At 65.9% G+C, this 14,775-nt stretch carries 10 protein-coding genes; 7 read left to right on the top strand and 3 right to left on the bottom strand.

What is annotated here, in order from left to right; translation table 11 throughout:
• On the bottom strand, positions 1-504 hold the full coding sequence (def, locus tag FA87_RS17850) for a peptide deformylase (protein ID WP_036109486.1): 504 nt from the start codon (positions 502-504) through the stop codon (positions 1-3).
• Positions 505-713: 209 nt separating this feature from the next.
• Between def and FA87_RS17845 the strand changes: the two genes are divergently transcribed.
• The 6 genes from FA87_RS17845 (at position 714) to purD (ending at position 8,975) form a co-directional block, all read left to right on the top strand.
• Entirely contained in the window at positions 714-1,865 is a 1,152-nt protein-coding gene (locus FA87_RS17845; protein WP_043696439.1) for a LysM domain-containing protein, read from the top strand.
• 62 nt (positions 1,866-1,927) lie between these two features.
• Complete coding sequence (dprA, locus tag FA87_RS17840) at positions 1,928-3,070, top strand: DNA-processing protein DprA (RefSeq protein WP_043696436.1); 1,143 nt, start codon at positions 1,928-1,930, stop codon at positions 3,068-3,070.
• 100 nt (positions 3,071-3,170) lie between these two features.
• On the top strand, positions 3,171-5,708 hold the full coding sequence (locus FA87_RS17835; RefSeq protein ID WP_043696433.1) for a DNA topoisomerase I: 2,538 nt from the start codon (positions 3,171-3,173) through the stop codon (positions 5,706-5,708).
• Between the two features lies 1 nt (position 5,709).
• On the top strand, positions 5,710-6,279 hold the full coding sequence (locus FA87_RS17830) for a Sua5/YciO/YrdC/YwlC family protein (protein WP_043696430.1): 570 nt from the start codon (positions 5,710-5,712) through the stop codon (positions 6,277-6,279).
• Positions 6,280-6,293: 14 nt separating this feature from the next.
• Entirely contained in the window at positions 6,294-7,658 is a 1,365-nt protein-coding gene (locus FA87_RS17825; RefSeq protein WP_043696427.1) for an AMP-binding protein, read from the top strand.
• A gap of 33 nt (positions 7,659-7,691) precedes the next feature.
• A complete protein-coding gene (gene purD, locus FA87_RS17820; RefSeq protein ID WP_043696424.1) occupies positions 7,692-8,975 on the top strand; it encodes a phosphoribosylamine--glycine ligase in 1,284 nt (427 codons plus the stop codon).
• A 19-nt stretch (positions 8,976-8,994) separates the two neighbouring features.
• Here purD and FA87_RS17815 read toward each other — a convergent pair whose 3' ends face one another.
• Complete coding sequence (locus tag FA87_RS17815; RefSeq protein ID WP_043696422.1) at positions 8,995-10,512, bottom strand: RICIN domain-containing protein; 1,518 nt, start codon at positions 10,510-10,512, stop codon at positions 8,995-8,997.
• A 196-nt stretch (positions 10,513-10,708) separates the two neighbouring features.
• On the opposite strand from FA87_RS17815, the gene FA87_RS17810 reads away from it, so the two are divergent.
• On the top strand, positions 10,709-12,583 hold the full coding sequence (locus FA87_RS17810; protein ID WP_043696419.1) for an MFS transporter: 1,875 nt from the start codon (positions 10,709-10,711) through the stop codon (positions 12,581-12,583).
• 45 nt (positions 12,584-12,628) lie between these two features.
• On the opposite strand, the gene FA87_RS17805 is transcribed toward FA87_RS17810, so the two are convergent.
• Entirely contained in the window at positions 12,629-14,662 is a 2,034-nt protein-coding gene (locus FA87_RS17805; protein ID WP_043696416.1) for an RICIN domain-containing protein, read from the bottom strand.
• Between the last annotated feature and the right edge of the window lie 113 nt (positions 14,663-14,775).

The following is a 14,775-nucleotide window of genomic DNA, read 5'->3' as shown; positions in this document are numbered from 1 at the left end:
TCAGGCGCTTGCCTTGCGCTGCTTTTCCATGCGTTTCAGCAGCATGCCGCGCTTGAGGGGCGACAGGTAGTCGACAAAGACCTTGCCGGCGAGATGGTCCATCTCATGCTGGATGCACACCGCGAGCGGGCCTTCGACGTCCACGAGGATTTCCTTGCCGTCGGCATCCTGCGCGCGAACCTTGACGTGCAGCGCACGGGTCACGTCGGCATAGATGCCGGGAAACGACAGGCAACCTTCCTGATAGACCTGCTGGCCGTCCTTCTCGAGGATCTCCGGATTGATCAGCACCATCGGCTCGTCACGGTTGTCGCTCATGTCGGCGACGAGGACGCGCTGGTGCACGTTGACCTGGGTGGCGGCCAGCCCGACGCCGTTCGCGGCGTACATCGTCTCGTACATATCCGCGACGAACTGCTTGAGTTCGGCGTCGAAGACGGTGACCGGCGCCGCGACGGTACGCAGGCGGGGATCGGGGAATTCGAGGATGGTGAGGGTGGACACGGTGTCACCTTGAACGTATGCGCGGGCCACTGCGGCGCCTGCCTGACCGCAAATTTGCGGGCAAATCGGCGAAATCCAACCAGCGGCAACCTGTAGGATGAGCCTGTATTCTACGCGCGCGCCGGGGGCCGGGCGAGCGACGCCACGTATTGTGCCCGTTAATGATTCAGTTACACTCGCGACAGCACCGGGGAAGGGGGAAATCCCGCATGATCAAGAAGTTCGCCATGCTGCTCGGCGGCATGTTCTTCACTGTGGCCGTTTATGCCGCAGCGGCCCAGCTACGTCCCGACCATCCGGATACCTATACGGTCCGCAAGGGCGACACGCTGTGGGATATTTCCGCCCGCTTTCTGAGCAAGCCATGGCTGTGGCCGGAAATCTGGCAGGCCAATCCCCAGGTCCGCAACCCGCACCTGATCTACCCGGGTGACGTTCTGAATCTTTCGATGGCCGGAGGCGGTCCGCGCGTCGGCCTGCAGCCGGGCATCCGCCATGAAGGCGAAGCGGTCGCGGCCATCCCGCTCGGCGACCTGCGCATGTTCCTGAAGGAAATGCGTGTCATGGACGCCGACGCGGTCGAACAGTTGCCGTACCTCGTCGGGTTCGAGGAATCGCACCTGCGCGCCTCACCGGGCAACAAGATCTACGCCCGTGATCTGGACTCGGCGCAGCTGGGTCAGCGCTGGGCCATCGTCCGCCCGACCAATCGCTTCCGCGACCATGGCGGAAACCCCGGTGGTCTGGACATGCTGAACAACCCGGGCCACGGTTCGTTCGTCGCGGACGAACTGGACAGCGATGCCTCGATGGCCAACAGCCCCTGGCAGGAAGATTCGCGTCACGACACGCACACCGGCAAGGGTGACGATCGCGGTGTCGAGGTATCGGTCATCGGCACGGCGGAAGTCATCGCGACCAAGGGCGACGTGACGAGCCTGGTCCTGGTCGATTCGACCCTGGAAATCCGCAAGGGCGATCGCCTTACGCAGATCGACGACACGCCCTACGACCCGTACTTCTATCCGCATGCCGCAAAGGGCGTGCCGGCGGACGGCCGCGTCATCGGCATCGCGGACGGCAACTACGCCGGCAGCCGCCAGGTCGTATCGATTTCCGCCGGCTCGGCCGACGGCGTCGACAACGGTGCCACCTTCACGGTGATGGACCAGGGCGAAGTCATTCCCGACGAAGTCAGGGGCAACTACAAGCGCCGCGACACGTCGCCAAAGGTCAAGCTGCCGGACGAGTTCGCGGGCCACATCATGGTTTTCCGCACGTTCGACCATGTCAGCTACGCGCTCGTGATGGACGCACTCCGGCCGATCAAGAAGGGCGAGAAGCTCGTTTTCCCGGAATAATCGGCGGTGGCGTCAAGCCGCCCGCTGACAGTAAGTCGCCGCGCAGTGTCTACACTGCGCGGATGACCGACACCGAAGACCTTCGCGCCTGGCTGATCCTGCTGCGGACCCCGGGCCTCACGCCGCGAAACCTGCGGGAGGGGCTCGTCGCACGTGGCAGCGCATCGGCGTTGCTGGGCTGGCTGACCCGGCACGAGAGCTCCCTGAAACCCGAGGGCCGCGACTGGCTGGCTCAGCCGGACGAGGCTGCGTTGGCCGCCGATCTGGCCTGGGTGAAGGGCGCCGACGACCAGCGCCTGCTGCTGTGCACGGAAGAAGACTTCCCCCCGCAGCTGGAGGCCATCCCGGATCCGCCCGCGGCGCTCTTCGTGAAGGGTGACGCTTCGCTGCTCCTGCGACCCCAGGTCGCCATCGTCGGCGCACGAAAGGCTCAGGTCCCGGGACTCGCCAATGCACGGCGGTTCGCGGCCGGGCTGGCCGAGGGTGGCCTCGTGGTGACCAGCGGAATGGCGGACGGCATCGACGGCGCGGCGCACGAGGCGGCCCTGGACGCCGGACAGCCGACCATCGCCGTGATCGGCACCGGCCCCGACCGGGTCTACCCGCGCAAACACCACGCCCTGGCCCGCCGTATCGCGGCCCACGGGGCCATCGTCAGTGAATATTCGCCCGGTACCGCCGTGCTGCCCCGCCATTTCCCCGAGCGCAACCGCATCATCGCCGGCCTGAGCCTTGGCGTCGTCGTGATCGAGGCCGGCCTGCGCTCGGGGTCGCTGATCACCGCGCGCGTCGCCGGGGAGCAGGGCAGGGACGTCTTCGCGTTGCCTGGCTCCATCCACAATCCCCTGGCCGAGGGCTGTCACTCGCTGATCGCCGAAGGCGCCCGTCTGGTCCAGCGTCCCGACGAGGTCCTTGCGGCGCTGGCGCCCGCGGCCATGGAACTGGGGGCTCAGCTGCGTGAGCGGCTGGCGGCCGGCGAGGCGAAGCCGGCCACCGGGCGGGCGAAGCGCGGCCCCTTCGACTGGCGCGAGGATGAGGAATATCGCCGCCTGCTCGACGTCATGGGGTACGATCCCGCTTCTCTGGACGCCCTGGTGGGCACGACGGGTCTCGCTGCGGGGCCATTGTCTTCCATGTTGTTGATGCTGGAGCTGGAAGGTGAGGTCGCAAGCCTCCCCGGAAACCGTTATCAGCGCGTGATGTAAGCATCCGGCGCTTGACAGGCATCACGGTGGTATGCCCCCACTAAATATATACATGCCCTGGGGTCCACTCGCCCCGGCGGCCTTTGGAATCGGTTAACGCATGGCAAAGAACCTCCTCATCGTCGAGTCGCCGGCCAAGGCCAAGACGATCAACAAGTACCTGGGGGCCGACTTCCAGGTGCTGGCGTCGTACGGTCACGTGCGCGATCTGCGACCTAAAGAGGGCGCGGTCGACCCGGAACACGGCTTCGCCATGGCTTACGAGGTCATCGAACGCAACGAGAAACACGTCGATGCGATCGCCAAGGCGGCCAAGGCGGCAAGCAGCATCTATCTCGCGACCGACTTGGATCGCGAGGGTGAGGCCATTTCCTGGCACATCAGCGAGATCCTCCGCGAACGCGGCCTGCTGGCGGGCAAGGACGTCCAGCGGGTGGTCTTCAGTGAAATCACGCCCAAGGCCATCAAGGAAGCCGTCGCCAATCCGCGACAGCTCTCGCACGATATGGTCGACGCCCAGCAGGCGCGTCGCGCGCTGGACTACCTGGTCGGCTTCAATCTCTCGCCGGTGCTCTGGCGCAAGGTGCAGCGCGGCCTGTCGGCTGGCCGTGTGCAGTCGCCCGCGCTGCGGATGATCGTCGAGCGCGAGCTCGAGATCGAAGCGTTCCAGGCCCGCGAGTACTGGACGATCCAGGCCAACCTGACCCACAAGGACGGTGCGTTCGACGCCCGCCTCGTGCGGCTCGACGGCAAGAAATTCGAGCAGTTCGACCTCACCAACGAGGCCGATGCCACCGCCGCGCGTTCCGCGCTCGAGCGTGCCGCCGCCGGCAATTTCACGGTGGGCGAGGTCGCCAGCAAGGAGCGCAAGCGCCGTCCCGCGCCGCCGTTCACCACCTCCACCCTGCAGCAGGAGGCCGCGCGCAAGCTCGGTTTCTCGACCAGCCGCACCATGCGCGTGGCCCAGGGCCTCTACGAAGGTGTGAGCATCGGCAGCGAGGGCAACGTCGGCCTCATCAGCTACATGCGTACGGACTCCGTGGCGCTGTCCGACGACGCCGTCGCCGAGCTGCGCGGGCTGATCGCCAGCGAATACGGCAAGAACGCCCTGCCGGACGCGGTGCAGGTCTACAAGTCCAAGTCCAAGAATGCCCAGGAAGCGCACGAGGCGATCCGCCCGACCTCAGCCATGCGCACGCCGCGCAGCGTCGCGTCATTCCTCAATGACGACCAGCGCAAGCTGTACGAGCTGATCTGGAAGCGCACCGTCGCCTGCCAGATGATCCACGCCACGCTGAATACGGTTTCCGTGGAATTTCCGGTCGGCGACTCCGCGTTCCGCGCCACGGGCACCACGGTCATCGATCCCGGCTTCCTGGCCGTCTATGAAGAGGGCAAGGATCAGAAGGGTGACGAGGATGAAGATCAGCGTCGTCTGCCGCGCCTGAAGCAGGGCGAGGTGGTGCCTGTCGCCGCCATCGTGGCCGACCAGCACTTCACCGAGCCGCCGCCGCGCTTCTCGGAAGCGAGCCTGGTCAAGACGCTCGAGGAATACGGCATCGGTCGTCCGTCGACCTACGCCAGCATCATCCAGGTGCTGCTCAGTCGCGAATACGTCCTGCTCGAAAGCCGGCGCTTCAAGCCGACCGACGTCGGCCGCGCGGTCAGCCAGTTCCTGTCGGGGCACTTCACCCAGTACGTCGATTACGACTTCACCGCCCGGCTGGAAGACGAGCTCGACGCCGTCAGCCGCGGTGAGGAGGCGTGGGTGCCGCTGCTCGAGCGCTTCTGGCAGCCGTTCAAGACGCTGGTCGACGACAAGACCGAATCGGTCGACCGAAACGAGGCTACCGGTGCGCGAGAACTGGGCGACGATCCGAAATCGGGCAAGCCCGTGTCGGTGCGCCTGGGCCGCTACGGCGCCTACGCCCAGATCGGCACCAAGGACGACGAGGCCAAGCCGACCTATGCCAGCCTGCGCCCCGGCCAGAGCATGCATACCATCACCCTCGAAGAGGCGATGGAGCTGTTCAAGCTGCCGCGCAACCTCGGCCAGTCGGAAGCCGGTGACGATGTCACGGTCGGTGTCGGTCGTTTCGGGCCGTTCGTGAAGCAGGGCAGCACCTATGCCTCGCTCAAGCCGGAAGATGACCCGTACACCATCGAGCTGCCGCGGGCCCTGCAGCTCGTTCAGGAGAAGCTCGAAGCCATCGCGAACCGCATCATCACCGACTTCGGTGACGGCGTGCAGGTGCTGAACGGCCGCTACGGGCCGTACATCACCGACGGTGAGAAGAATGCGCGCATCCCGAAGGATAAGGAGCCCAAGTCGCTGACCGAGGCCGAATGTCGCGAGTTGCTCGCCGCCGCACCGGTCAAGAAGCCGCGTGGTGGTCGCGCCGCCAAGAAAACCGCGACAAAGAAGGCCGCGGCAAAGAAGACGGCAACGACCAAGGACGCCGCGGTGAAGAAGACGGCCGTGAAAAAGACGGCCGCCAGGAAGACCGCGACGAAGAAGACGGCCACGAAGAAGACTGCCGCGAAGAAGGCCGCCACGAAGAAAAGCGCAACCAAAAAGGCGGCGGTGAAAAAAACCGCGGCCCCGGCATCGAAAACGGCGGCGCCTGCCGCGGACTGATATGCGACGTTTCACTCTTCCCGACGTCGCCCTGGCCGCCGACCGGCTTCGCGAGGGTGGCGTCATTGCCTACCCCACCGAGGCCGTTTTTGGTCTCGGTTGCGATCCCCACGATCAAGGCGCGTTCGAGCGTCTGTTCGCGCTGAAGGGGCGTCCGCCGACCCAGGGCGTGTTGCTCATCGCGGCGGACTTCGCGCAGGTCGAGCCGTATATCGACGTAGCCGCCGTTTCTCCGGAGATCCTTCGCGATGTCCGCAGCTCATGGCCAGGTCCCCATACCTGGGTGTTTCCGCGTAGCGCGCGCGTACCCGCATGGGTGGCGGGCGCACACACCGGCATCGCCCTGCGCGTGACGGCGCACGAACCGTCGGCGGCGCTCTGCCGGGCGTTCGGCGCACCGCTGGTGTCGACCAGCGCGAACCCGCATGGTGAGCCGCCCGCTCGCGACGTCGCGACCCTCGATCGCTATTTCGGCGACCGCCTCGATGCTGCGCTGGACGCTCCGCTGGGCGGCCAGGAGCGCCCGACCACCATCCGCGACGCCCTCACCGGCGCTATCATCCGCGCCTGACAGGGGGAATCACGTTGTCGACCGTTTACGAAATCACCGGGCGCGAGACCGCGCCATCGTTACCGTTGCTGGTAGGCGCGCCGTCGCGCGCCATCGCCTGGCGTGACGGCCGGGCCGTCACCGCATCCACCTTCCTGGCCCACGTCCGCCAAGTGGCCGCGTTGCTTCCCGAGGCCGACAGCGCCGTCAACCTCTGCGAGGACCGTTACGCCTTCCTCGTCGCCTTCGCGGCGCTGGTCACGCGTGGCCAGATCAACCTCTTGCCCCCCTCGCGCGCGACGCATGCGGTCGACGAGGTCATGGCCAGCCACCCTGGCTCCTACGCCATCGGCGAGCTGGCCCTGGCGCCCGCACCTGCCGGCTACCTGCGCATGCCGACGCTGGACGATACGTCGCCGGCCGGCGGTGAGGTGCCCTCGATCCCGACGGACGCCGTGGTCGCCATCGGTTACACCTCCGGGTCCACCGGCAGGCCCAAGCCCAACGTAAAGACCTGGGGCAGCTTCGTCGCCAGCAATGCCGGTAACGCCGCGATGCTCGGTGGCACCATCGGACGCGCCTTCGATGTCGTCGCCACGGTGCCCCCGCAGCACATGTACGGCATGGAGATGTCGGTCCTGATGCCGTTGCTGTCCGAAGTGAGCGTCCATTCGGGTCGTCCGTTTTTCCCGGCCGATGTCGCCGCCGCGCTGGCCTCGATGCCGGAACCGCGCGCACTCGTGACGACGCCCGTACACCTTCGCGCGCTGGTCGAATCCGGCGTCGTTCTGCCGAGCCTCGCCGCGTTCGTCTCCGCCACCGCGCCGATGCCGGTAGAGCTGGCGCGTGCGGCCGAAGAGCGCTTCGGCGCACCCCTGCACGAGGTGTTCGGTTCGACCGAAACCTGCGTGTTCGCCAGTCGACGTACCGCGACCGACGACGACTGGTCGCTCTACCAGGGTGTGACGCTGCATCCGCAGCCTGACGGGACCCTGGTCGACGCGCCGCAGCTCGCTGAACCGATCGCCCTTGCCGACATCGTCTCGCTGCACGACGGCGGGCGCCGCTTCCAGCTCCGCGGCCGGAACACCGATCTCCTCGAAATTGCCGGCAAGCGTGCTTCGCTGGGCGACCTCAATCGCCGTCTGCTGGCCATAGACGGCGTGCGCGACGGCGTACTGTTCCAGCTCGACGATGCCGACGCCTCCGGCATCCGCCGCATCGCGGGCCTCGTGGTAGCGCCGGGGATGACCGAGCAGGCCGTACTGGCCGCCTTGCGCCAGGCGATGGACCCGGTGTTTCTGCCGCGCCCGCTGCGCGTCGTGGAGGCGCTGCCGCGCAACGAGACCGGCAAACTGCCGCGCGGCCTCCTGTTGGAAATGCTGGCCGCACGCGGCTGATAGAATCTCCGGCTACTTGTCGGGAGAAGCAGCATGAAGGTCCTCGTTATCGGCGGCGGCGGTCGCGAACACGCGCTTGCCTGGAAACTCGGCCAGTCGGGCCGCGTCGACGAGGTCATCGTCGCTCCCGGCAATGCGGGCACGTCACGTGAGCCGGGCCTCCGTAACGCGGCGGTCCCGGTCACCGACATCGACGGTCTCGTGGCCCTGGCGAAAGCCGAAGGCGTGGGCCTCACCGTGGTCGGCCCCGAAGTTCCCCTCGTCGCCGGTGTGGTCGATCGCTTCACCGCCGAAGGCCTGCGCTGCTTCGGCCCGTCCGCCGCCGCGGCGCAGCTGGAGGGCAGCAAGGCCTTCGCCAAGGACTTCCTCGCCCGCCACGGCATTCCTACGGCGCACTATGCGGTCTTCACCGAGCTGGCGCCGGCGCTCGCGCACGTGCGCGGTACCGGCGCCCCGATCGTCATCAAGGCCGACGGCCTCGCCGCCGGTAAAGGCGTGGTGGTCGCCATGACGCTCGCCGACGCGGAAGCCGCGCTCGAGGACATGCTCGGTCAGCAGGCTTTCGGTGACGCTTCGTCCCGTGTGGTCATCGAAGAATTCCTCGATGGTGAGGAAGCCAGCTTCATCGTCATCGCCGATGGCAGGCATGCGCTGCCGATGGCGACCAGCCAGGATCACAAGCGGCGCGACGACGGCGATCTCGGCCCGAACACGGGCGGCATGGGCGCGTATTCGCCCGCCCCGGTCGTGACCGACGAGGTCTCGGCGCGGGTCATGCGCGAGATCATCCAGCCCACCCTCGACGGCATGATCGCCGACGGTGCGCCGTTCACCGGGTTTCTCTATGCGGGGCTGATGATCGACAAGGCGGGCGCGCCGAAGGTCATCGAGTTCAACGTGCGCTTTGGCGATCCGGAAACGCAGCCGATCATGCTGCGCCTCCGTTCGGACCTGGTCGATCTGATCGAGGCGGCGCTGGATGGCCGCGTCGGCGACGTCACCGCCGAGTGGGATCCGCGCCCCTCGCTGGGCGTGGTGCTCGCCGCGGGCGGCTATCCGGGCAAGGTCCGCGCCGGCGATGTGATCACCGGCGCGGAGGGTGACTTCGGTGCGGACGTGAAGGTGTTCCATGCGGGTACGGCCGACAATGCCGACGGGCAGGCCGTCACCGCCGGGGGCAGGGTACTCACCGTCTGCGCGCTGGGCGTGGACGTGGCGGCCGCCCGCGCGTCGGCCTACGAGGCGCTCGGCAGCGTGCGGTTCGCCGACATGTATTTCCGCCACGACATCGCACACCGCGCGCTCTCGCGAACGTAAGGCAGCCACACCACATCGGCTAACGGTTCGAATCGATCGGCAAGGGTTGCCAACGTTCTTCCGCACTGACCGCCTTGTGCCGCAGCAGTCCCTGGGAGATGGCGGGTGAGGCACCCGCGACAGCCGGGACGACATCGCCCGGTGTCGGTGCCTGCGGATACGACGACCACGGTCGCAGCAGATGATGGAACGGGTTGCTGCCGATCTCCTGGTGTCGCACGGGGTCGAAGATAGCCCGGGGTACGCCGTCGCGTACATGAAGGCGCCAGGAACCTCCGTCCATGTACGTGGAGTGCAGGCGGTCGGCGCGCCACTGCCACTGCTTGTTCAGCATGGAGCCTGCGCAGGATTCGGTCCGGACGCCGCCACCCGCCGGATCCGCGGCAAGGCAGAGCCGGCTCGCGACGTTGCGGTAAGTGTGGTCGCTGTCGAGATACCACTGCTGCTCCGCACCGTCGGTGCCGCCTTTGCACGGCGCCAACGCCACGGCAGGCTGGTCCCGCTGAGGCTGGGTGAGGCAATGGCCCTCGCCTGCGAGGGACTGCAACCTGACGACGGGTTGCCGTTCGAGATGCGGCGAGCCGAGGTCGATGCGCGTCAGATGCCCGATGCCGGCGTCCTCGTCGCGCCATGTCTCCATCGATGACGTCGGCGCGAGCCGCGTGGAGTTGTCCACAGAGCTGCGCGTGGCGATGTCGATGGGACCGCTGTAGCCACCCGGGAGGCGCCACTCCGAGACGGTCTCGATCGTGGCTCGCTGCATCATCGGAGTCGTCGTGGGGAGCGTGAACAGCCAGCCTGGCCCCACCCGATAGTGCGAGTACGAATACCAAACGTCGTTGGCGATGTCGGGCGCCAGCCGGAATCGCCACAGCGCCGATGCCTCACCTGCGGCGTTCTTCGTGATGGCGCTCTCGGTGAAGTAATCTTTCAGCGTCATCGTGACGCTGCGCTCCGATGTCTGCTCGAATCCCGCGTTGAACGAGACAGGCAGTTTTCCCCACGAGAAGCCGCTGTCTTTCGACACGGCCGCCGTCAGTTCCGTACTCGCGCCCGCGCCCACGCTGGTCTTCACGCCGACCTTGTCGACGAAGGTGCGATCGGTCGCGCCATCCGAACGGGGTGCCTGCGATATCAGGCGCACCTGTCCGTCCTGCAGGTCCGGTGCGGTCAGGGTGGTTTCCACCTCGTAATGCAGGGGCAGGGTCAGAATGTTTCCGTAGTTGTCTTCGCTCTCCCGGCCGCCCCACATGTGGAGACCCTGCACGGTAGGCAGCTGGTTGACGACGGTCTTTACGATGACGACCTTCTCGTCGACGCTCGGACTCACTTCCCGGACGACGACGATGTCGTGGTGGATGCTCCGGCCGTTGTCGAAGACGTCACTGTCGCGTACTTCCAGGCGTGGCACGTAACCGCCGACGGTGCGCGCGTCCTGGGCGACGACGGCCGCGAAAGGCGCCGCCGCGAGCACGGTGGCGACAAGCCAGGGTTCGGGGTGGCGCGTGCGGTCCGGTGCTCTCTTCCTTCTTGTCATGGGATGTCTTCCTTGGATCGTGGGCAATCATGCCGGTCAGGATGGCATCTGCTTGCAGGCGGCGAGGTAGGAACCCGACGTTGCTGTCCGTGAGGTTTTTCCTGAAAACGCAGCGCACCGCGACGAGACCGGGTGTGCCGGCCACGGTGACCCACGTCTCAGCTACACTCCGGAAAAATCAGAGGGTCGATCACGGATGTCCCAGTTCTCACTGCTCGCCACGCGCCGCTTCGCACCTTTTTTCTGGACCCAGGCGCTGAGCGCCTTCAACGACAACGCGTTCCGCAACGCGATGGTGATGCTGGTCGCCTTCCAGATGAGTCTGCCGGACGCCGAGGTCTCGCTATACACAAACCTCGCGCCCGCGCTCTTCATCCTGCCGTATTTCCTGTTCTCCGCCACGGCGGGACAGCTGGCCGAGAAGTTCGAGAAAACCCGGATCATCCGTTACGTGAAGCTCTTCGAAATCGCAGCGATGACCATCGCGGCCGTCGGCTTCTTCACTCACCACGTATCGCTGCTGCTCGTCGTCCTGTTTCTGATGGGTATCCATTCGACCGTCTTCGGCCCGATCAAGTATTCCATTCTTCCGCAGACCCTCGATCGCAGCGAACTCGTCGGCGGCAATGCGCTGGTCGAGATGGGTACACAGCTTGCGATGCTGATCGGCATGATCGTCGGCAACTCGCTGATGCTGATCGCCGGCTACGGAACGCTCGCGGCATCGCTGACGACCATCGCGATCGCGGTGACCGGTTACCTCGTCAGCCGGTCCGTACCTCCCGCGCCCGCGACCGCGCCCGATCTGAAGTTCAACTGGAACCCGCTCAGCGAAACCTGGCGGGTGCTGAAGATCACGAACGCCGATCGCGCGGTCTTCAACGCCGTGCTCGGCATCTCGTGGTTCTGGTTCTTCGGAACCGTCATGATCGCGCAGCTGCCGAACTACACGCGCCACATCCTCGGCGGGGACGGTTCGGTCAATACGCTCGTGCTGACGTTGTTTTCGCTGGGTACGGGCGTGGGCTCGCTCATGTGCGAGAGGCTGTCGGGCAAACGCGTCGAGATCGGCCTGGTGCCCATGGGCGCGTTCGGCCTGACCGTATTCGCTGTCGATCTGTTCTTCGCGCGGCCCGGTGTGACGCCCGGCGCCTCGCTCGACTGGCTGGCCTTTCTCGCCGTGCCTGGAGCGTGGCGCGCCGCGCTCGACCTGACCATGATCGGAGCCTTCGCGGGCTTCTACGTCGTCCCGCTGTTCGCCTTCGTGCAGAGTCGCGCGCCTCGCGACCGCCTGTCGCGCGTGATCGCGGGCAACAACATCGTCAATGCGCTTTTCATCTGTGCCGCTTCCGGCTTCGGCATCGGCCTGACGGCGCTGGGACTCTCCGTGCCGACGATCTTCCTCGTGACGGGGCTGATCAACATCGCGGTCGCGGTGTACATCTTCACCCTCGTTCCCGAATTCATGATGCGCTTCATCACCTGGGTGCTCGTGCACACGCTTTACCGGGTGCGGGTGGACGGTCTGAAGAACGTGCCGGACGAAGGTGCCGCGCTGGTCGTGTGCAACCACGTGAGCTTCATGGATCCGTTGATCCTGATGGCCAGCGTGCGCCGCCCCATGCGTTTCGTCATGTACTACAAGATCTTCAACATCCCGGTGCTGCGCTTCGTCTTCCGCACCGCGAAGGCGATTCCCATCGCCGGGCGTAACGAGGATGTGGCGCTGATGGACAAGGCGTTCGACGAGATCGACGAGGCACTGGCGGCCGGAGAGGTCGTCTGCATCTTCCCGGAAGGTGGCCTGACGCGCGACGGTGACATCCAGACCTTCCGCCCTGGCGTGGACCGCATCCTTGCGCGTCGGCCGGTGCCCGTCGTGCCGCTGGCGCTGCGAGGCATGTGGGGCAGTATCTTCAGTCGCCGTGACGGTGCCTTGCGCCGTGCGCGTCTGCCACGCCGGTTCTGGTCGAAGATCGAACTGGTGGGCGGTGCACCGCTGCCTGCGGAGGCCGCGAATGCAGCGTCACTGGAAGCGCGTGTCAGCGAACTGCGGGGCGACAAAGCCTGAGGGCATCGCCGACGCGTTGAGCGCCGGCGATTCGATTTTCCTGCTTCAGCGACTGAGGGGGATCGTCTGCCAACGCTCTGTTGCCGGTACGCGACGGTAGCTCAGGTAGCTGTCCGGCACCGTCGGCGAATTCGTCGACAGGCGTGGAATGGTGCTGCCAGGTGACGGTGCCAGCGGATAGTTGCTCCACGGTGGCAGCAACGCGTTTTCCGTGTTGACCACGACTTCGTCATGTCGCACGGCATCGAACTTTGCGATCAGCGAGTCATTCGACACTTCGAGGCGATGATGCGTGCCCCCGTCCATCAGGGACACGACGCGATCCGCGGCCCACTTCCAGCGCTGGTTGTGACGAATGGCGCACTTCGCCGTGCCGACCGTGCCACTCTTCGTGTCGATCTGAAGGCACTGCGCACTCTCGCGGTTGCGGTATCGGCCTTCCGAATCCATGTTCCATTGCTGGGCGCGATGGCTTTCGGCTTCGTCGCATTCCGTGAGCTGGGCGGCGCCGGCTTTCTCGTCAAAGGGGCCCTGGGTGATGCACAGGCCTTCGCCGCTGCTCGACTGAATCAGCACCGTCGGGCTGGACGTGAGAAAGGGTGAGCCAAGGTTGATCTTTACCACTTGCGTCGGCTGCGCGGGTACCTGGCGGAGATGCGCCCACGGGTCGTTGCCCTTGTGCCAGAACCACCATGGAATGTCGGCCGTGTAGTCGGGATGGACATCGGAGCTGCGGTCCCAGGAAACGCCCATCGATCGGTTCCATCCGTAGCGTCGATTCTCGACGCGCCCGCCCGTACCGATCAGCAGATTTCCTTCGTAGTCGCCACGGACTCGCCATACCGACATAAGCTGGGCGGAGGCTTTGCGCATCATCGGCGTGACCATCGCCGTGCTGACTTTGTACTTGCTCTTCGCGTTGAAGTATCCGGGGCTGCCTGCGACATCGTTGGCGAGGTGCATGTTCCAGGTCACGCCCTGGGCTCGGCCGTAATTCTCGGTCACGGCGTCGATGTAATAGGACTCCGTCTCCATCGATACCGAGGTGGAGTCGGTGTACGTGCGATTGGCGGAGAATTCGAACGGGACCTTGCCGATGGCGGAGATGCCGATACCCTTGAGTGCATCCTCAGCCTTGAATGCGGTGCTGACGCCATAGGACGTGCTCACCTGGCTGCTCTTCGCAACGGAACGATTCACGTCCGGCGAGGTGTCGGGAACCATCCGGTCCAGACGGAGCTCCGGGCCACGGTCCTTGCCTTCCCAATCCACAAGCGTCCTGAATTCGTAGCGACCCGCGATGGCGAGGAAGTCGTGGATACCATCACGTTCGAAGGCGGGGCGGTTTTTGCCGTAGACGCCGTTGTCCCATGGCGCGATATCGACACCCGCCTTGACGACGATAACCTTGCTGTCCCCGCTGGTGCGCGCATCGCGCAGTACGACGATGTCGTGGACGACCTTGTTTCCATGGGCGCTGATGGGTTTGTAGCGGAAGCGCTCGTGTGGCACGTGGTCGGGTATGTCGTCGGACGCGGAGTCCGCACCGTTCAGGGTGGCGCTGCGCGCGAATGCCCTGAACGCTGGAGCCGCCGCCAGCTCGCGATAGAGCCGTTGGGACGTTTCGACGTCGGCTGTGGTGTCGTCGAGGGTCGAGACTTCCAGTACGCCATCCTTGCCACGCCTGTACAGCGATGTCCGTCCCTGGCCTTCGATGCCGAAGACTTCCGCCTCATGACGGGTGGTCCCTTCGGGCGAGGTCACCAATACGCCGATGCCCTCGTGGAGAGCCTTGCTTGCAAGCGAACGAACGGTGGCGTCGCTCAGGGCGTCACCGGAGATCCAGGCGACGACGGGTTCTCGCTCCGCGGCGGCTTCCCGGTAGGACAGGCCGCGGAGTTCGTCGGGGGTTCGCCAGCGAGCCGGATCGCGTTGAGTCGTGGCCATGGCCTCGGGGAGGGCCTTCAGTCGCAGGAAGTGGATGGCGCTGTCGTTCGGTGCGGAGGCGGGCGGCGAATGGGCATGTACGCCAGTGCTCAGGCTGGCCATCAGGACCAGGGCAAGGGTGCGGGTTTTCATGGTTGCCATATCCTTGGCAGGGGGGGGAGTACGAAGCGTGCCGCATTCCCCTACGAGGCGAGGTCAGTCCTTCGCCCCGAGTCTGGCTCAGTCAACCCATCACTTGCGCGTAG

This window comes from Luteibacter sp. 9133, from assembly GCF_000800155.1.
Taxonomy (GTDB): domain Bacteria; phylum Pseudomonadota; class Gammaproteobacteria; order Xanthomonadales; family Rhodanobacteraceae; genus Luteibacter; species Luteibacter mycovicinus.
Note: the sequence above shows the minus strand (reverse complement) of the source record. Positions and strands in the feature narration are given on the sequence as shown.